This window comes from Zunongwangia profunda SM-A87, from assembly GCF_000023465.1.
GTDB lineage: Bacteria > Bacteroidota > Bacteroidia > Flavobacteriales > Flavobacteriaceae > Zunongwangia > Zunongwangia profunda.
This window is the reverse complement of sequence record NC_014041.1, coordinates 4,819,049-4,838,832: the sequence shown is the minus strand read 5'-3', so window position 1 is coordinate 4,838,832 and position 19,784 is coordinate 4,819,049. Positions and strand designations below refer to the sequence as shown.

Here is a 19,784-nt window from a genome sequence, read left to right as displayed (position 1 = left end):
CGCAAATTTAAAAACTATGGCGGCTGGAAAAATCAAATGGATTTACCTTTTTATTCTCTCTTTAATCTGGGGAAGTTCTTTTATTCTTATCAAAAAAGGATTGATAGGTTTGTCTCCGCTTCAGGTTGGTGCTTTTAGAGTGATTTTTGCGGCTTTATTCTTGATCCTTGCAGGCTTTAAAAAAATCATTAATCTAAAATTCTCGCAATGGAAATGGATCGTTGTTTCCGGTTTTGTAGGTTCTTTTTTTCCGATTTTTCTTTTTTCTTTTGCTGAAACTAAGATTAGTAGCGGGATCGCTTCAATTTTGAATGCAGTTACCCCGTTAATGACCCTTGTTTTAGGAGTATTATTTTTTCAGGATAAAATGAATGGTAACAAGGCTATAGGTGTGTTTGTAGGCTTAATAGGTACTGCTGGGCTTATCCTTAGTAATGCCAGTTTTAATGGTAGTGAAAATTACCTATATTCATTATTAGGCGTTTTGGCAGCTGTTTGTTATGCGGTAAACGTAAACCTTTTAAAAAGATATTTGAATGATATTTCTGCACTTGCGGTAACTGCAGGCTGTTTTACGGTATTACTGGTTCCTGCCTTATTAATTTTAGTCTGGTCTGGATTTTTTAATGAAAATCTATCCAATATCCAGTTACAGCAATCGGTTGGTTTTATAGCGATTTTGGGTTTTTTGGGAACTGGTGTAGCCATGATTATGTTTAATCGGCTGGTGCAAATTACCAATCCTGTTTTTACCAGTTCGGTTACTTATACGATGCCAATTATAGCTCTGGGGTGGGGAATTTTAGATGATGAGGTTTTTAGTTTAAATCAGTTAATTTTTGCGATGCTTGTGATAGCCGGTGTTCTGATTGTCAACCGGGCTAAAGTAATTTCGATAAAAAGAAAAAGGAAGCTTGCCTGAAATAAAAAAGCCGACTAAAAAGCCGGCTTTGATCTAACATTATAATAATAAGTAATCGTGATTATTCGAAATCCGAATCTTGTACTCCTTCATTAATTTTGTACTCCTGAACTTTAAGATCAAAAGACTGTGGTCCCATGCTTTGGGAAATAGTAAATGGCATTTTTATACCTTCAACTTCCTGATAATCACTATAAGTTGTTGGAATGCTCATGGTCTGTCCCATTTGCGAAACAGTTGTAACTGTTTTAACTTTTAGTCCGCTTTCTACATCATAATAATTTGTGGTGCTTTCACTTACTTTTACTGCGTAAGCATCACTACCATCGATGTTTTCAATTCCGGTTACTTTAGCATCTTCGCTTACATTAAGTTCTGGGAACGTATTGGCTTCTACAGCTACGGCTTTTATCTGTTCTTCGTTCATTGGCATTTTTTGCCCCTGTACTTCCATATATCCAGATTCACCATTGTAAACCTGCTTTTGCATAACGTTTCCAGAAACGGCAACAGTTTGATAGAATTTGCCAGCATTGCTTTTTCGTTGTTCTAAACTTAACTCCTGTCCCTGGATAGAGGTAGTTGCAGTGAAAGCTATAGTGTTTATGGCTTTAGCAGCTTCTGCGCCACCAATAGCATCTATATAGTCTGAGTAAACAGTTTCTACTGTAACCGAAGGGTCTAAAGCTTTGTTGTAGTCTGGCTTTTCAATTTCTTCACCATATTTACTGTAATACTTAACTGGGAAAGATTTGCCTTTATACTGCATGTTTTCCAGTTTATTGGCAACTTCACTTCCTTTTCCTGCAATTACAATTCGGGATTGATCGGCAAGGAAATATTTCTTTGCTACTCTCTGCACATCTTCCAAGGTTACATCGTCGATATTTTCAAGGTACTCTCTATAGAAATCTTTATCCAAATCTTCAGTTTCGATTTCCATGGCAAAACCTGCAATAGTAGAAGGCTGCTCCAGGCTAAGCACAAAATCTCCCGTAAGTTTTGCTTTAGCATTGGCTAGTTCGGTTTCAGAAACTTTTTCGTTTCTAATTCTATAGATTTCATCTAAAAATGCAACAACAGAGCTATCGGTCACCTCATTACGAACACTAGCGCTTGCTACGAAAGTTGCTGCATATTTATCGTTACCGGTTCTTGAGTACGCACCGTAAGTATATCCTTTATCTTCTCTTAGGTTAAGGAAAAGACGCGCTTCACCACCGCCTCCTAAGATTTTGTTGGCCACCATTACTGGGAAATAATCCTTCTGGTTTTTCTGAAGATTCACAGTATTTACCAAAGCGATCTCACTTTGTACTGCGTTTGGCATATCTACAAAGTTAATTTCAGTTTGAGCTACATTTTTAACTTTAGGAATGTTAACTTCTGGAATTGCTGTCTTTTTCCATTTTGAAAATTCTTTCTTTACTAAGCTTTTTACTTCTTTTTTATCTACATCCCCTACAATTACCAGGTAAGCATTTGCTGGTGAAAACCAGGTTTGGTAATAATTCTTAACATCTGAAAGGCTAAGATTTCCTATGCTCTCCTGGGTTTCGAATTCTCCATAAGGGTGATCTTTTCCATACGCTAAAGCTGAACGTACTCTGGCGGCATTGTAAGCCACATCTTTTTCATTACTTTTTAGGTAATCTTTTGTACGTGCGATAGTTTTATCGAATTCTTCTTCTGTGAATTTAGGGTTTATAACTCCATCTGCCATCAAGTGAAGAATTTCAGGGAAATACTTGGAAAGCGTATTGGCCGAAGCTCCTCCTGAATAAATATTAAGTCTTGCTCCTAAATAATCTACACGTTCGTTAAATTCGTCTTTAGGCATAGTGGTGGTTCCCTGTCCTAAAAGTTCTCCCATTACGCCACTTACGCCGGCTTTTTGGCCTTCAGAATGTGGAGGGTTATCAAATCTTAGTGACATAGAAACTCTTGGTAGTTTGTGGTTTTCTACCAACATTACGGTTAATCCGTTTTTTAGCTCGAAGGTTTCTGGTTCTTCTACTTTTACTTTTGGGGCGGGGCCAGGCTCTGGCATGGTACTACGATCAACCTGAGCGTTTAGTCCTACAGCTCCCAAAAGAAATACTGCAATTGCTAATATATTTTTATTCATTGTTTTGTCTAATTTGGTGTTATTCCGCTTCCTTTTCTTCGGGTAGGTAATCGATGATTACGCGTTGGTTTGGTTTCAGATATTTGTTGGCAACTTCTTTAATATCCTCTCTGGTGATATTTCTGTAAATATCGATTTCCTCATTAATAAGACTGGTATCTTTATAAAGCAAATAATTTCTAGCTAGCGAGTTTGCGATTCCGGCAATGCTTGAATTGGAATTTACGTAACTGTTTTCAGCTTTGTTTTGAAGTTTTTCGAAGTCACTCTCAGAAATTAATTCATTCCTAAGTTTAGTGATTTCGTCTTCGATTTCAGTGTTAATGCTATCCAGGCTGGTTTCACCTTGTGGTAGGGCATATATAAGGTACATCCCGTAGTCTTCCTGTTCCAGATTAAAAGCCCCTACCTGTAAGGCGATATTTTGTTCGTCTACCAGCTTTTTATAGAGTTTAGAACTTTTACCGTCACTTAAATAGGTAGAGATCATATTTAAAACATACGAGTCTTTGTTGCCAAATTCTGGGGTTCTATAGCCAGTGATCGCCATAGGGATCTGGATATTTGGATCATAGAATTCAGCATGAATTTCTTCAGTAATCGGTTCTTCTTTTGGGTAATCCCTGGTTACTTCTTCACCTGCCTTAATAGGGCCAAAGTAATCCTGGATCATATCTTTAGTTTCTTTAATATCAATGTCCCCGGCAACTACAAGAACCGCATTGTTAGGAACATAATATTTGGCGAAATAGTCTTTAAATTCCTGCAATGTTGCTGCATCAAGATCTTCCATATAGCCAATATTAGGATCTTTATAAGGGTGCTTTTTAAACATGTTTTTTTGCATAGCAGGTAAAATGTTACCATAAGGAGAATTATCCATTCGCATTCTCCGCTCTTCCTTCACAACTTCGTTCTGGGTATCTACTCCTTCTTGTTTAATAACGGGATGCATCATACGCTCAGATTCCATCCATAAGCCTAATTCCAGATTATTTGAAGGAAAAGTTTCGTAATAATAAGTTCTGTCGTTGGAAGTGTTAGCATTATTATTTCCGCCATGAGAACTAACAATTTCAAACCATTTTCCTTTGGGAATGTTTTCGGTTCCTTCGAATAAAAGGTGTTCAAAAAAGTGTGCAAATCCGGTACGACCATCTTCACGATCTTTACCACCCACGTGATACATTACCGATGTAGTAACTACGGGAGCCGAATTGTCCTGGTGTAAGATAACGTGTAGCCCATTGTCGAGATCATACTCGGTGTATTCAACCTCCTGGGAAAAGCCAACAGCACTTAATAGCAGAGCGCCAGCGGCTAGCTTTAGTTTGTTAATCATTGTGTATAGTTTATAGTTATGCAAGTTATTAGTGGCTCAAGTTACAATTTTGTTACATTTCAGAATAATAAATTTTGGTAATTTTTTAACATAAAGTCTTTAAATATCCTAATTAACAACCTGTTAGAATAGTTTTTCATCGTTTTTCGTGAAATTGAGATAAAATAAGAATTATGAAAAATATTGGAATACCCGCAAAGTTTGGAATTATGATCGCTGTAGGTCTAATTGTTTATTTTTTAGCACTGTCTCTAGTAGGATTGCATACTAATCCGTTGTTCAGTTTCCTGAATTGTGCAATTATGGGATTTGGTATTTGGATGGCTATTAAGGCTAAGAGAAACAATGATGCTGGATTATTTAAATATGGAGAAGGATTTACAACAGGTCTTATCACTGGATTCATTGCGACCACTTTATTTACGATTTTCTTTGGTATTTATGCCAGTGAGCTAAATCCAGATTTTCTAGATCAGTTTGTTACGATGTGGAGAAGCCAGTATCAGGCGGGATTAGGAGTAGTGCTATTTACGGTGTATGCAATGGGTGCTGCCACAACTTTTGCGCTAACGCTTGCGTTTATGCAACTGTTTAAAAAGAGCTGGAATACTACGGAAGGGAAAAAACATACCATGTAAATCTATCGTTACGTACAGCGAAATAACTCTTAAATTAAATAGCCTAAATTTTTAAGGAGGAATTGTTAATGGAGTTCGGAAAAACTATCTATTTATGATGTAGGATATAATCTTGAATAGTAAAAATTATTCAATTTTAGCAGAAGCCTTTGCTAATTAATTATTTAGAAGTATATTTGCACCCGCTTTATGAAGAAGCGAGACTATTTTAATTAGAAAGTAATTAATTAACAGGACACTATGTACGCAATTGTAGAGATAGCAGGGCAGCAATTTAAAGTTGCGAAAGACCAAAAAGTGTTTGTACACCGTTTAGAAGGAGAAGAAGGAGACAGCGTTTCTTTTGATAAAGTTCTTCTTACAGGAGACGGAGACAACATTACTGTTGGCGCCCCGGCTATAGAAGGTGCTCTAGTAGGGGCAAAGATTAATCGTCACCTTAAAGGAGACAAAGTAATTGTTTTCAAAAAGAAAAGACGTAAGGGTTACAAAGTTAAAAATGGTCACCGCCAGTATTTAACTGAGATTGTAATCGAGAGTATTACTGCTAAAGGTGGTAAAAAAGCTTCTGAAAGCAAAGCTGAAAAGAAAGAAGAGAAAAAAGCCGATAACGATTTAAGCAAGCACACTGTAGCAGAGCTTAAAGAGATGGCTAAAGAGAAAGGGATTGAAGGATATTCTTCAATGAAAAAAGCTGAATTAATCGAAGCTTTAAGCTAAATTATTAACTTACTAAAAACCCAATAACATGGCACATAAAAAAGGAGTTGGTAGTTCCAAGAACGGTAGAGAATCAGAATCGAAACGTCTTGGAGTGAAGATTTTTGGAGGTCAGGCTGCGATAGCAGGTAACATCATTGTTAGACAAAGAGGTACTGCTCACAATCCTGGTGAAAATGTTTATGCTGGTAAAGATCATACTTTGCACGCAAAAATTGATGGTGTAGTAAAATTCACTAAAAAGAAAGACAATAAGTCTTATGTTTCTATAGTTCCTTTCGAGGCTTAAGAAATTTAGTAGAATTACAATATAAAAAAGCCTTCGGGATTTCCTGAAAGGCTTTTTTATATTTATGAATATTCATATGTATTATTAAGCTCCTGATAATTCTTTGAAAAAAATCTTAGTATCTATAGGTAATTATAAAATGTAGTGTTGCAAAAACAGATTTCGAATTATACTTTCTTTATATATTCTTTTAATTTTATCTAGATATAACCACTCTTCCTAGCTTTTTCAAGCAATGCTTTATTTCCTCCTTGTTGAACGTCCATAATCTCTTTTAGTCTTCTTTTTCGATCTTCTACCGCCCTTAGGGAAAGATGAACATGTAGGGGTATATCTTTGGTTTTTGTACCCAAAGAAAGCTGATGAAGAATTTGCCGATCGATCTCATCAATAACCTGAGGATTCACAACACCTGATTGTAAAATTTTAGAAATTGTCGCTCCGTAAAATGGAGGATAGGTAATCACTTTTTTAAGACAGGTAATGAGTTCTTCTGAATTCGTTTCTCCTTTTACTAAGAATCCATCTGGATTTACATTACGTAAAATATTCTGAACCCTTAAAGGATCCTCTATAACTGTTAAGATTACTAGTTTTATTTTATTACCAAATTCTTTTTTAATTTCAGCTCCCAAATCTTCTCCTGAAATAAATCTGGAATTTTCAGCTACCGGGAAATTGATATCTAAAAATACCACATCATAATTTTCTGATACAATTTTTTGCCAGGCCTGGTCACAATTATCTGAAGTTTCTATTACGAATTTAATGTCCGCGATTTCCAATCTATTTAATACATTTTGATAGCCCTCTAATATTAATGGGTGATCGTCAATAAGTAAAATTTTAATAGTTCGCATAATTTTAAATTTTGACTGAAACAGAAATAGTCGTCCCCTCGTTTATTTTTGAAACAATAGAAAAAGCTGCGCCTATAGATTTGCTTCTTGATTTCATGTTTTTAACACCAATGCCTGCGGTTTCATTGCTATCAAAGCCTTTTCCATCATCTTTAATAATTACATTTAAATCGTGCTGTTTTTGAAAAATTGAAATTTTTACGTGGTGTGCTTTTGCGTGTTTATAAATATTGGCTAAAGCTTCCTGTAAAATTCTATAGATATGAATTTTAATGTTATTGCTAATTTTATTCCAGTCTATAGTATTATCAATTTCGAAATTAATATTAAACTGATATACTTTGTGCTGATTTATAAGCTCCTCTAATACGACTTTAAAGTTGACTTCAACAAAATTATTTTCACTAAGCTTATGGGATATATCCCTTATCTCTTTTGCTACTGTCGCAATTTCATTGATATATTTTTTTCTATTATTCTTGCTCTCTCTGGAGTCTTCTTCATTAAGAATATCGAGACTTAAGCGTAATCCAAAAAGTTTACCTAGCACACCATCATGCAGTTCTCTGGAAAGGTGAAGTTTTTCTCTTTCCCTGCCTTCTTCGTAATATTTTTGTTGTGCCAGGATAAGGTTATAAATTTCCTGGTTGGCCTGTTGTTTTTGCTGAATAAGTTTGTTTTTAGAACGCTGGTCTTTGATAATATAAAGCAATATAGCAATAATGATAATGATCCCGGCAATTATAGAAATCCGTATTACCCGTTGGTTTAATTTTTTGGTTTCCGAAATATATTCGTCGGTTTCAAAACGAATACGTGCAAATTTGTTCCTAACAGTCCTTTCTTCTTTTTGTAAACTGTCATTTAGTTGAATATAGGTTTGCGTATAATTTAAGGCATTTTCAACATCTATTTCTGATAATAATTTTAAAGAAGAAAGATAATTTTCATTGGCCTGAATTTTTATGGAAAGGTCCCTAGCATCTTTAGCATAAGATAGGGCCGTAGAAGAATCTTTTTTGGCTAAATAATATTTTGCGATTCTCATTTGACTGATGGTCATTCCCGCTTTAATGTCATTTTCTTTACGTATCCTGAATGCTGATTTATATTCTTCTATAACTCCAGAAGTATCGGCTGTTCGCCATTGCGCAAAAGCGCGATTATCAATAAGCATTGAATATATTTTCGGATCTTTGAATCTTAGGCTATCATCTTCATTTAAACCCTTATTGAAATAAGAAATAGCCGTTTTATAGTCTTTTTTATCAAGATATACATTACCGATATTGTTCCATAGTGAAGGGAATTTATTTTTAGTCTGAACTTTTTGTAAATAATTCAGCGCTTTATTATAATAATAAAGAGATCTATCAAATTCTTCTAGTTCTTTAAATAGAATTCCCAGATTATTATAGGCTCCATATAATTGTTTATGGTTTTTTGAGGGTTCTAAAAGTTGAATAGCTTCAGTTAACGCCACTTCACTACCTGTATAATCCTTAAAATCCTTTTGAATAACTGACATATTTAGAAGTAGCCTCGCCGCATTGCTTTGATCCCCTATTTTAATGTAATTTTTTTTAGCCTCATTAAAATAATAGTAGGCACTATCTCTTATATCTTTTTTATAGTAATATTGACCCAAATCCCAGTAGGATGCTGCAATTGCATTGGTATCTCTAAGTTTTTCGGAAAGCTTTCTGGCCTTTTTATTAACTGAAAAAAACTGAACGGAATCTTGAGCCCGCATATATTTATAGGACAATTTTAGTAATTCTTCTTTTTTTAGGCTATCTGTATCACTTATTCTAAAATCCTTTTTTGTTTGAAGTTCTTTTATATTTCCGTTCTCAAATTTAGATGTGTCATTATTTGCTTTTTGTTCTTGTTTACAAGAATTTAAAAGAAGTAAAATAAAAATTATAAATAGATTATATATCCGCATCAATCAATAGAGCTTGTAGATACGAAAATAAAATAAAAAAAGGGGGTATATGAAAATACCCCCTTTTTATTTTAATTACCATTTCTGTCTTCTGTGTATTCGTCATCATGCCCTGTATTGGCATGGACTTCTTTTTCGTTTATCATATTGTCTGTTGAAAGTTCTTCGGGGTTGCAAGAATATGTGATAGCGATTAAGCAAGCTAAACTTAGAATGTTGGTAAAGATTCTCATAAATTGAAATGTTATAATTAAACAATAGGCGATATGGTAACCTGACTTTCAGGTTGCCCTGGTTTTGTTTAATCATGCATGATTGGAGATTGGGTGTTAGGCCCTTTCTGCCATGAGAAGCTTCTGTTGTAAACCTTGGTAAAACTAGCTGTTAATCCTTCTTCTATTGTATTTTATAACTTGCATTTAGTCTTTATGTAAAGTCTGTGAGTTATTACTTTAGGTTTATGAGCAACTGAAGATTTAATATAACTGTTGTCTCTATTAATTATAGGAAACAGCATTTTGCTCTAATGCATTTTCCAAATAGTCGAGGTTGTGTCGATACGATTTAGAGAAAGGAAGGTGTATCTTGTTATGATGTAAAGAGCATTTGAGCTTTCCAAAGCTAATCTTAGAAATATGATCGGTGTTAACGATATAGCTATGGTGGATTCTAATAAATATAGCGGGTAAAACAGCTTCAAAAGTTTTTAGGGTCTTAAAAGCACTTACCTTTTTTCCGCTAACCAAAATAAAATCGGTAGCATTGTTATCGGCTTCTAAGAAGAGGATATCGTTCATTTTTAAAATCGTGTAATCTTTATAGGATTTTAAGCATAAGGTTTGTGGTGGCAATACATTATGATCTTTTAAGAACTGCATAGCCGTTTTGCGAATATCAAGCTCCCTTAAAGGTTTAATGATATAATCGTAAAATTTATTTTTAAGTGCCTGGTAAGCTTTTCTCTCGTCGTTGGATAAAGCGATAAAAAATATCTTGTTTGTAATATAATTTTGCATTTCCCGGCAATAAGCAAAAACATCTGGAGTATTGATGTCTACCTGATCGATATTGATAAATACCATGTCCGGATGATGCTTTAAAATAAGGTTCATTCCTTCTTCATAGTCATCGCTTGTTCCTATACAATAATATTCACCTTGTTCTTCCAGGATTTCCTGAATGATTTTTATCGTGGTTTGATGGTTTTCTATGATAAAATAAGAATGCAAAAAGCTTAAATTTTTAATTTGAAATTAAAAAACGGCTCATTAATAAGTCCTGTGTAAGACCACATAAAAACTGTGGTTTTACCACAGTTTTCTTTGTAAGATTGTTTCTTGATGGCCAAAATTGAATAGTGACTTCTTAACAAACTTGATAGAAAAAGATTTGGGTATACAGAGAACTTTACTGTTTGTTCCTTTTTTTAAGTTTACTTTTTTATAATATCTCCCTAACCATTCTTTTAAACTAAGAAGCTAGCTTGTCGATTTATAAATCCATAATCAAACATGAGATTATTTTTGAAGTGGTTCTTTTTTCTATTTATTGTTTCGGGGATTGCTCAAAATGGAGGGTCACATCTAAACGACTCCATATTTTTTGAATATAAAGGAGAACTTGATAAAGCTATAGCTGAGGGCAATACCTATAAAATTGCTGAAAAATTTGTTCAGCTTGGGGATTATTATCATTCAGTAGAAATTAATACGCAAGCTATTGAGCAGTACAATCAGGCACTTTCGGTATTAAATAAGGATTTCTCAGAATTGCAGGCACGCATTAAGAATAAGATCGGTCTTTCTTATATCAATTTAAAAAACTATTTAAAATCCAGGGAATACTTAAATGAAAGCATTAATATTTCTAAAAAGAAAAAATTAAAAGAGCAGCTTGCTCTGGCTGAAAGTCTTTTGGGGACCACTTATGAAAAAGAAGGCAATTACTTAAAAGCTCTGGAGCATCAAAATAAAAGTTTAAAATTATATACTGAAGCTAAAGACCGTTTGGGTATCGCTATAGTAAATGAAAATATAGGAAGCATATATGAAGATTTAGAACAGTTTGAAAAAGCCCTTCGGTTTTTTACCATATCGAATACCATTTTTAGCGAACTTAATCATAAAGGCCGAATAAATGTCCTTAATAATCTTGGTGATGTATATCGAAAAACGAGAGATTATGAGAAAGCAATGATGTTTACTAACAGGGCTTTAAAACTGGCTGAACTTTTTGAAGATCGTCATCAGTTAGAAAGTGCACATAAAGATTTGGCAAAAACTTATGCTTTAATGGGCGACTATCAAAGTGCTTACGATCACAGAGTGATATATGAGCAATTGCAAGAAGAAGGCTTTTATTCGCAAAATTTTAAGCAGCTCAATACCTTACAAACCATATTTGATACGCGGCAAAAAGAATCTGAAATTGCTTTGTTAAAACAGGAAAATAAAGTGAGCCAAGCCAAACAGAATATGCTGATCTTTGGCGTTTTTCTATTTATTCTTTTAAGCGGAATTTCTTTTTTCTTCTATAATAGAAAGCGGAAGGAATCGGCAAAAATTCAGGCTTATGAGCAAAAATTACTGAAATTAGAATTAGATCGAAAAGCAATTGAAGAGAAAAAGCTTCAGGATGAAATTATGTTGAAAACAGCATCGCTTTCAAAATATAGTCTGAATATGGCACAAAAGAATAAAATGATAGCTGAAACCTCTTCAACTTTACAAAATTTAGCCTCCCGTTCCTCGATGGATCCGGTTCCTAAAATTAAAAGCCTGGCGAAAGAATTGGATAAAAGTCTTTCTGAAGAACAGGAGTGGGAGGAGTTTATGAGTTTCTTTCAGGAAATACGTCCGCAATTTATCAAAGAATTGTCAAAACGTGCAACAGCAAAACTATCTTCAACCGAGTTACGTTTGGCGATGTTGCTTCGGCTTAATTTATCCTCAAAGGAAATTGCGGCAATCTTAAGAGTAACTCCAGATAGTGTTCGGGTGGCGCGGTATCGATTAAGACGAAAACTACCTATAGAACCAAAGCAGGAATTAGTGAATTTTATGCTTCAATTTTAGAAAAACTGGTCTCCTTTTAGAAAAAGTTACTGTAATGTAAAGTAATCTTAATTGTTGCCTTGATATAGCTGTTAAAAAACAACTTGTTAACTCTTTGTTGCTACCTATTTTTAGAGCTAAAGTGTTGAAATATATAGTTTTGGGGTATTCTTAAAATCAAAAAAATGAATCGAAAAAACTACTTTAAACTTTTACTTGTAACGCTTTTTGTAGCTCTAAACTATAGTTTTTTGCAAGCGCAAACAGGCGTAATTAAGGGAAATATTGCAGATGAAGCAGGAATTTACGTTCCGGGTGCTGCAGTGATGATTCCAGAGATTAATAAAGGAACGACAACCGACTTTGACGGTAATTTTACCCTGGTAGAAATACCGGAAGGAGCTTATACCTTAGTGGTAAAATATTTAGGATATAAAGATTTAAATAAAGAAGTAAGTGTTACTGCAAATCAAACTTTAGATATTGATCTTGTTCTAAATTCTTCTACCACAACTTTAGAAACAGTACAGTTATTAGGAGGAGGTTTAAGTGCCCAGGCCCGAGCATTAAATGCGCAAAAAAACAGGCCAAATATCACCAATATTGTTTCTACAGAGCAAATTGGTAAATTCCCGGATGCCAATATTGGGGATGCGGTAAAGCGAATTCCCGGAATTACTATGCAGGTAGATCAGGGAGAAGCCCGTAACATTATTGTAAGAGGTTTGGCGCCGCAGCTTAACTCAGTAACCCTAAACGGTAGCCGTATTCCCTCTGCTGAAGGGGATAACCGTAATGTGCAGATGGATCTTATCCCATCTGATATGATCCAGACAATCGAAGTAAGCAAAGCAGTTACCCCAGATATGGATGCCGATGCCCTTGGAGGATCTGTAAATTTAGTCACCAGATCAGCGCCAGAGGATTTTAGGCTAGCGGCAACCCTAGGATCAGGTGTTAATTTTATTACCGATAAACGAATTCTAAGCGGATCTTTTCTGGTGGGCGATCGAACTAAAGATGGTAAGTTAGGTTTTATGGTTTCGGCCTCTATTAATGATAATGATTTTGGATCTGATAACGTAGAAGCTGAATGGTCTGATGAGTTTGAGTACAATACTGGAATGCAGGATGCAGAGGGAGATGATATTCTGGAATCGGTAGACGTGAATCCTTATGCCAGCGCTTTCGAGATTAGAAAATACTTAGTACAACGGGTTAGGAGAAGTTTCTCGGCAAATTTAAATTACGATTTTAACGATAACAACAGTCTTTATTTTAAGTCGATGTATAACTGGCGTGACGATCGTGAAAATCGTTTTGCCTATGCTTCAGAAATTTTAGATGGTGAAGATATCAGTGAAGGAGACTTTACAATCACTAATGGTAATCTGGTACGTTTTCCTGCGGAAGCAGAAAGAGAAACCAAAGGTGGTATTCCTGGCGGAAGAATCCAGAATCGCAGATTGGAAGATCAGCGGATGCAAAATTATACCCTGGGGGGTGATCATTTATTTGGTAATGTGAAATTTGATTGGATGGGATCTTACGCAAAGGCATCAGAAGAGCGGCCTAACGAGCGCTATATTAGCTGGGAAGCCGAATATATGGTAAATAACGGAACTAATCCTAAAAAACCATTACATACTCCAGTTAATGCTACTTCTCCTTCAGATTTTGAGTTAAAAGAAATAACAGAAGAATATCAGTATACCGAAGAAGAAGATATTAATGTATTCGCGAATATCGAATTGCCGGCCGACTTGTTTGATCAGGGTTCTGGAATTGTGAAATTTGGAGTAAGAGGGCGTTTTAAAAACAAGCGAAGAGATAATAATTTCTTTGAATATGAGCCGGAAAATGGATTTGAAAATATGGCTCAAACAGAGGTTGTCGTAAAAGATGGAAACGATTTTCTTGCTGGGCAGCAATACCGGCCGGGATTCTTTACGTCACCAGAATATTTAGGTTCTTTAGATCTTAATTCAGGTCAGTTTAGCAGTGAAGATTTACCAGAGGAATACCTTGAGGAGAATTTTGAAGCCGAAGAGAATGTATATGCTGGTTACGTAATGGCTAATCAAAAATTATCTGAAAAACTTTCAATATTAGCAGGTGTACGTTTAGAAGCTACTCACATTAATAGTTTAGGAAACGAATTAATTTTTAACGAAGATGGAGATTTTGAAGATGCTACTCCTGTAAGGGATGAGAGCAATTATACAAATATCTTACCCGGGGTGCATTTTAAGTATAATTTAAATGACAACACTGTAGTTCGTTTTGCCTGGACCAATACTTTAGCGCGTCCAAATTATATCGACCTGGTGCCCTATCGTGCAGTAAATAACGAGGATGAAGAAATCTCTGTTGGGAATACAGATTTGAATCCTTCAACCTCGATGAACTTTGATTTTATGGCTGAGTATTATTTCAAGTCTGTTGGGATTCTTTCAGGAGGGCTTTTCTATAAAGATATCGAAGATTTTGTATACACCTATATCAGTAAAGATGAGGCGACCGGTTACGATCTTTTTCAGCCTTTAAACGGTGATGAAGCCAATATCTACGGCGCTGAGGTTTCTTTTCAAAGACAATTAAATTTTCTACCTGGATTTGCTAAAAATTTTGGAATTTATCTTAACTATACGTACTTACATTCTGAAGCAAACGGCATTAGAAACGAAGATGGTGACCTAAGGGAAGATGAATTATCGCTACCTGGATCTTCGCCAAATATGTTTAACGGATCACTTTCGTATTCTGATAAGCGATTTAGTGCAAGACTTTCAGCTAATTTCTCTGATGCATATTTGGATGAGTTAGGAGGTAATGCTTTTCAGGATCGTTATTACGACGAGCAGTTCTTCTTAGATTTTAATATGTCGTATTCAATCAATAAAAACTTGAGGATCTTCGCCAATCTTAATAATATCACCAATCAGCCATTACGTTATTATCAGGGAGTTTCTAATCGTACCATGCAAATGGAATACTATAGCCAGCGTTTAACTTTTGGCCTTAAATATGATCTATACTAGAGCCTAAGTGTTGCAGTAAAAAAATAATTTAAAAATATACAATTTTAAGTATTGGCATGTACGCCTGAAGATGGTACTTGAAATTAAAACAAAATATAATGAGTAGAATAAAATCGATCCTAATTTGCCTAATGTTAGCCTCTTGCGGCCAGCAATTACCAGAAATCGCTCCAGATGTGGTTACTGAAAAAACATTACATGACACCGATGATCCGGCAATTTGGGTAAACAGGGAAAACCCTGAAGAAAGCATTGTTTTTGGAACCGATAAAGATACCGATGGTGCAATTTACGCTTTCGATCTTGATGGAAAGGTTATCGAAGCTAAAACCATGAGAAACTTTAAGCGCCCTAATAATGTAGATGTGGAGTATGATGTAAAACTTTCTGATAGTACCGTAACAGACATTATGATTTTTACTGAAAGGGAAAGAGAACAAATCAGAGTTTTCTCGGTGCCAGATATGAAGCCCCTTGATAATGGTGGTTTTAAGGTCTTTCAGGATACTCGGGAGAACGAAATGAGTTTGCCTATGGGGGTTTCGATCTATAAATCACCACAATCTGGAAAGACCTATGCTATCGTTGGCCGTAAAAACGGGCCTAAAGAAGGCTATTTACATCAGATCGAATTAGTGCCTTCAGAAAAGGGATTTACACCAAAGTTAGTTCGGGAATTTGGATTGTTTAGTGGGAAAAAGGAAATCGAAGCAATTGCTGTAGACGATGAACTCGGATTTGTATATTGCTCTGATGAAGGCGATGGTATTCGTAAATATTATGCCGAGCCAGATATGGGTAATAAAGAAATAGCCATTTTTGGCGCAGAACATTTTAAAGATGATATCGAGGGCATTGCTATTTCTACATATCCTGATGGAAAGGGGCAGATTATAGTTTCTAACCAGCAACAAGGAACATTTAATTTCTTTAATAGGGAAGATAACAGTTTTGAATATGCGCTGAATTTAGGAACTACAGAAACCGATGGCTGTGAAGTAACCACGGCTTCCCTGGGAGATAAATTCCCCAATGGTTTGTTTGTTTCTATGAACGATAACGGAGAAAAGAATTTCTTTTATCATGATTTAAGCCGATTAAAAAAGCCGGTAGAGGCTGAAAAATAAATGTTGGATTCTAAATAAAAATGTCGGTAAAATTTAGTTTACCGGCATTTTTTGTTTTCCGAAGGACGACTATCTTTCAGTTTTAAAATTGTATTTTTAAGCAAAATGAAATTTGGATAAGTATGAGAACAATTTTTAAGATAGGGCTGGGACTTTTTTTCTTCTTAACTTTTAGTACTATGAAGGCGCAAGAACATCAACAACGAGAATTTGATAAAAACTTTACCCACGTGGTCTATTTTTGGCTTAACAATCCAGACAGCGAGCAGGATCGAGCCGATTTTCTAAAATCTTTAAACAAATTCATGGAAAATAGTTTGTATGCGAAGACCAAATTTATTGGAGAACCGGCAGGAACACCGCGAGAAGTGGTCGATGGGTCCTTTACCTATTCTTTAATACTAAGTTTTCCCTCAAAAGAAATTCAGGATAAATATCAAAAAGAGAAAGCGCATTTAAAGTTTATCGAAGAATCCGAGAATTTATGGAAGCGAGTGCAGGTGTATGATTCGGTTGGGATAAAGTAATAAAACAAAAAATCCTCGCATTAGCGAGATTTTTTATACTGAATTATATAAAATTAGTCTTCAAAATATACGGCAGAAACTCCGCTGAGCATATTATTGATAGTAGGAGTAGCATCTCCAGAATCTTCATCGGAAAAAGCAAGAACTCTTCCGCCTCCGTTAGCCAATTCGGCTACGTATATCATTCCAGAATCTTCATCATAAGAAACGTTTACCGGGTTTCCTAGCATTGTGGTGGTGCCGGCAATTCTTACCTGTTTGCCTACAGCTAGCATTTCTCCGTCCTCGGTATTATTAAATTTAGTGTCAAAATCTCTAATTATATGTAGTGCGCCATCAGCATCTGAGCCAGCATCACCAATGTCAGACATGATCATCGTACCATCATCATAATCTAAACCATGTGTTCTTTCAATACCTTCTAGTGCAATCATTTTAGTCGCTTCTACCATTCCGTCGCCAGAATTAGACAGGAAATTATCGAAACTTGCTAACATGTTAGTATTATCCACTACAGCATAAAGTCTATCATCATCAAACTCGATACCCCAAACATTAAAATCTACGCTTACGGTATTTCTGAGGGTCATTCCGTCAGCCGTTTTGGTATAAATAAAGAAACGTCCGTTTGGAGCATCATCATCGTCACCATTCATATCGGCATTATCAGAAATTACAACCATATTTCCTGAGATTGCGATATCACGAGGGCTCATAACATCGCTAGAGCTTTTAAATTCTGCCATTGCTTCATCAGCTGTATCGTCCCACATGCTTACTTCGCTATAATACTGAATTTCTAAAGGATCTCGGGAAGCAACAATTAATGCATCTGCATCATCATCGTAAATGATACCTTCAGCATCGTTAGCATCAGAACTTAGGGAATATGAATCTCCCGTGTCCAAATTGTATCCAGCAATATTACCAGAATGGGTTGTGGCAAATAACATTGGAGCATCGACTTCCATTCCGTCATCGGTGTCGATTATTCCATCATCGTCGTCACTACAAGAGGCTAATGTAATAGTGGTTAAGCCCGCTAAAAATAGGTGTTTAAAATTCTTCATAATTATTTTTTTTGAACTTCTAAACTACGATTACAGGTTGGATAATTTTTGTGTATATTCCTGGTTTAACCTGAGATTATGAATCTTTAAAGTTTTTTAACGCCTCTAAACAGATTTGGAAACTAAAGGAAGACCTAGTATTAACTTTATTACAACAATCATTACCTGTTAGTATTAATATTCTAAGAATTCATATTTTAGACGCAACCTCTTGCTGTTTTTTGTATCTAATTAGAAATCAAATACATTATGAAAAATATCGTAACTATTATGCTTTGTCTATTCTCACTCATTTTAATTTCTTGCGATAAAGATGAACAGGAACCGGAAAAGTTTACAGTAGTAGATTTCTCTGCAACTAATTTTCCGCAGGAATGGAAATTAGTCGCATCACGAGCGGCAATGATCCCTAATGCTAAAGTTACAAAAGTTGAAGGTAAGGCTGAGAGTTATATTTTTAATGAAGACTTTACTTTTCAAAAAAAATCCAAAATCGAAGATGAAACGATTATTGCGGAAGGTACTTATTCAATTGATGAGCGCGAGTTTATAATTCTCGAATATCTGGAAGAGTCTGATTTAATAGCAAGTTGTAATAGAAAATCTAAATTGGAGTATCTTCATTTCTCCGATAGCCAACTGATAAATGATAGCTGGATAGTTTGCGATGGACCTTATCTTTATTATAAGTTAGTAGAGTAAAAAATTTATAGAATTATAGAAAAAATCCCGTTCAGCAATGAACGGGATTTTTTCTATAATTCTAGTCTCTAGTCTAGTATCTATAGTATTCAGGTTTGAACGGACCTTCAACTTCAACGCCAATATATTTAGCCTGGTCTTCATTAAGTTTCGTTAATTCTACACCAATTTTTTCAAGGTGTAAAGCCGCTACTTTTTCATCTAAATGTTTAGGTAACATGTAAACTTTGTTCTCATACTTATCGGTATTATTCCAAAGTTCGATTTGTGCTAAAGTCTGGTTTGTAAATGAGTTACTCATTACAAAACTTGGATGCCCTGTAGCACAGCCTAAGTTCACTAAACGTCCTTCAGCAAGAAGAATGATATCTTTACCATCGATAGTGTACTTATCTACCTGTGGTTTGATTTCATCTTTAGTTTCACCATAATTGTTGTTTAACCAGGCAACATCAATTTCGTTATCAAAATGCCCAATATTACATACGATAGTTTTATCTTTCATTGCTAGGAAGTGCTCGCCACGAACGATATCTTTATTTCCTGTTGTAGTAATTACAATATCAGCTTTTTCTACTACAGTTTCAAGACGTTTTACTTCAAAACCATCCATTGCTGCTTGTAATGCGCAAATAGGATCCACTTCAGTAACTGTAATAATAGCACCGGTTCCTTTAAAAGAAGCTGCAGTTCCTTTTCCAACATCACCATAACCACAAACCACAACGCGTTTACCAGCTAACATTACATCGGTAGCACGACGAATTGCATCTACAGCACTCTCACGGCATCCAAATTTGTTGTCAAATTTCGATTTTGTAACCGAGTCGTTCACGTTAATGGCCGGCATAGGAAGTGTTCCGTTTTTCATACGCTCGTAAAGACGGTGAACTCCAGTAGTAGTTTCTTCAGAAAGACCTTTTACATCTTTCGCCAGTTCCGGATATTTATCCAAAACCATATTGGTCAAGTCGCCACCATCATCTAAAATCATATTTAATGGTTTACGATCTTCACCAAAGAAGAGTGTCTGTTCAATACACCAGTCAAATTCCTCTTCTGTCATTCCTTTCCAGGCGTATACAGGAATTCCAGCTTCTGCAATAGCAGCAGCAGCCTGATCCTGAGTAGAGAAAATATTACAGGAGCTCCAGGTAACTTCTGCACCAAGGGCCTTTAAGGTTTCAATAAGTACCGCAGTTTGTATTGTCATGTGTAAACAACCAGCGATACGTGCACCTTTAAGAGGTTGTTCTTCTTTATATTCTTCACGAAGCGCCATTAATCCCGGCATTTCAGCTTCTGCCAGTTCAATTTCTTTACGTCCCCATGCAGCAAGGGAAATATCTTTTACTTTATACGCCGTATAAGGCACTGTGTTCGTAGACATATTATTATATTTGATTATTCTGTAATT

The 19,784-nt window shown here is 35.4% G+C and carries 16 protein-coding genes; 9 read left to right on the top strand and 7 right to left on the bottom strand.

The genetic code is table 11. The annotated features are described in order from the left end of the window. The first annotated feature begins 16 nt into the window (after window positions 1-16). Window positions 17-922 carry a DMT family transporter gene (locus tag ZPR_RS21240; RefSeq protein ID WP_041580173.1) on the top strand — a complete coding sequence of 302 codons (906 nt, stop codon included), beginning with the start codon at window positions 17-19 and terminating at the stop codon, window positions 920-922. A gap of 61 nt (window positions 923-983) precedes the next feature. Here the strand turns inward: ZPR_RS21240 and ZPR_RS21235 are convergent, their stop codons facing one another. Then, window positions 984-3,050: a M16 family metallopeptidase gene (locus tag ZPR_RS21235; RefSeq protein ID WP_013073847.1), complete on the bottom strand. Its 2,067-nt coding sequence runs from the start codon at window positions 3,048-3,050 to the stop codon at window positions 984-986. 19 nt (window positions 3,051-3,069) lie between these two features. After that, window positions 3,070-4,392, bottom strand: a complete 1,323-nt coding sequence (locus tag ZPR_RS21230) for a M16 family metallopeptidase (RefSeq protein ID WP_013073846.1) — start codon at window positions 4,390-4,392, stop codon at window positions 3,070-3,072. 173 nt (window positions 4,393-4,565) lie between these two features. Here ZPR_RS21230 and ZPR_RS21225 point away from each other — a divergent pair, with 173 nt between their 5' ends. The 3 genes from ZPR_RS21225 to rpmA all read left to right on the top strand — a co-directional run bounded on the left by ZPR_RS21225 (window position 4,566) and on the right by rpmA (window position 6,039). Next, window positions 4,566-5,030, top strand: a complete 465-nt coding sequence (locus tag ZPR_RS21225) for a DUF4199 domain-containing protein (protein ID WP_013073845.1) — start codon at window positions 4,566-4,568, stop codon at window positions 5,028-5,030. 240 nt (window positions 5,031-5,270) lie between these two features. Further along, on the top strand, window positions 5,271-5,750 hold the full coding sequence (gene rplU / locus ZPR_RS21220) for a 50S ribosomal protein L21 (RefSeq protein ID WP_013073844.1): 480 nt from the start codon (window positions 5,271-5,273) through the stop codon (window positions 5,748-5,750). Between the two features lie 28 nt (window positions 5,751-5,778). Next, a complete protein-coding gene (gene rpmA, locus ZPR_RS21215) occupies window positions 5,779-6,039 on the top strand; it encodes a 50S ribosomal protein L27 (RefSeq protein WP_013073843.1) in 261 nt (86 codons plus the stop codon). Window positions 6,040-6,239: 200 nt separating this feature from the next. Here the strand turns inward: rpmA and ZPR_RS21210 are convergent, their stop codons facing one another. From ZPR_RS21210 to ZPR_RS21200, 3 genes are all read right to left on the bottom strand, one after another. Then, window positions 6,240-6,899: a response regulator gene (locus ZPR_RS21210; RefSeq protein ID WP_013073842.1), complete on the bottom strand. Its 660-nt coding sequence runs from the start codon at window positions 6,897-6,899 to the stop codon at window positions 6,240-6,242. A 4-nt stretch (window positions 6,900-6,903) separates the two neighbouring features. After that, the gene (locus tag ZPR_RS21205; protein WP_013073841.1) at window positions 6,904-8,847 is read right to left on the bottom strand and encodes an ATP-binding protein; all 1,944 of its coding nucleotides are present in this window, start codon (window positions 8,845-8,847) and stop codon (window positions 6,904-6,906) included. A 497-nt stretch (window positions 8,848-9,344) separates the two neighbouring features. After that, window positions 9,345-10,076 carry a LytR/AlgR family response regulator transcription factor gene (locus tag ZPR_RS21200; RefSeq protein ID WP_013073840.1) on the bottom strand — a complete coding sequence of 244 codons (732 nt, stop codon included), beginning with the start codon at window positions 10,074-10,076 and terminating at the stop codon, window positions 9,345-9,347. A 282-nt stretch (window positions 10,077-10,358) separates the two neighbouring features. Here ZPR_RS21200 and ZPR_RS21195 point away from each other — a divergent pair, with 282 nt between their 5' ends. The 4 genes from ZPR_RS21195 to ZPR_RS21180 all read left to right on the top strand — a co-directional run bounded on the left by ZPR_RS21195 (window position 10,359) and on the right by ZPR_RS21180 (window position 16,595). Then, window positions 10,359-11,921 (top strand): tetratricopeptide repeat protein, encoded by a 1,563-nt coding sequence (locus ZPR_RS21195; protein ID WP_041579328.1) that lies wholly within the window; start codon window positions 10,359-10,361, stop codon window positions 11,919-11,921. Between the two features lie 164 nt (window positions 11,922-12,085). Continuing rightward, window positions 12,086-14,941, top strand: coding sequence for a TonB-dependent receptor (locus tag ZPR_RS21190; RefSeq protein ID WP_013073837.1), 2,856 nt, complete (start codon window positions 12,086-12,088; stop codon window positions 14,939-14,941). Between the two features lie 98 nt (window positions 14,942-15,039). Continuing rightward, window positions 15,040-16,068 carry a phytase gene (locus ZPR_RS21185; protein ID WP_041579326.1) on the top strand — a complete coding sequence of 343 codons (1,029 nt, stop codon included), beginning with the start codon at window positions 15,040-15,042 and terminating at the stop codon, window positions 16,066-16,068. A gap of 122 nt (window positions 16,069-16,190) precedes the next feature. Continuing rightward, window positions 16,191-16,595, top strand: a complete 405-nt coding sequence (locus tag ZPR_RS21180; protein ID WP_041579324.1) for a Dabb family protein — start codon at window positions 16,191-16,193, stop codon at window positions 16,593-16,595. A 53-nt stretch (window positions 16,596-16,648) separates the two neighbouring features. Here ZPR_RS21180 and ZPR_RS21175 read toward each other — a convergent pair whose 3' ends face one another. After that, window positions 16,649-17,665 carry a hypothetical protein gene (locus ZPR_RS21175; protein WP_013073834.1) on the bottom strand — a complete coding sequence of 339 codons (1,017 nt, stop codon included), beginning with the start codon at window positions 17,663-17,665 and terminating at the stop codon, window positions 16,649-16,651. A gap of 249 nt (window positions 17,666-17,914) precedes the next feature. Here ZPR_RS21175 and ZPR_RS21170 point away from each other — a divergent pair, with 249 nt between their 5' ends. Continuing rightward, entirely contained in the window at window positions 17,915-18,367 is a 453-nt protein-coding gene (locus ZPR_RS21170; RefSeq protein ID WP_013073833.1) for a hypothetical protein, read from the top strand. 73 nt (window positions 18,368-18,440) lie between these two features. Here the strand turns inward: ZPR_RS21170 and ahcY are convergent, their stop codons facing one another. Next, window positions 18,441-19,757: an adenosylhomocysteinase gene (ahcY, locus tag ZPR_RS21165; RefSeq protein ID WP_041579323.1), complete on the bottom strand. Its 1,317-nt coding sequence runs from the start codon at window positions 19,755-19,757 to the stop codon at window positions 18,441-18,443. Between the last annotated feature and the right edge of the window lie 27 nt (window positions 19,758-19,784).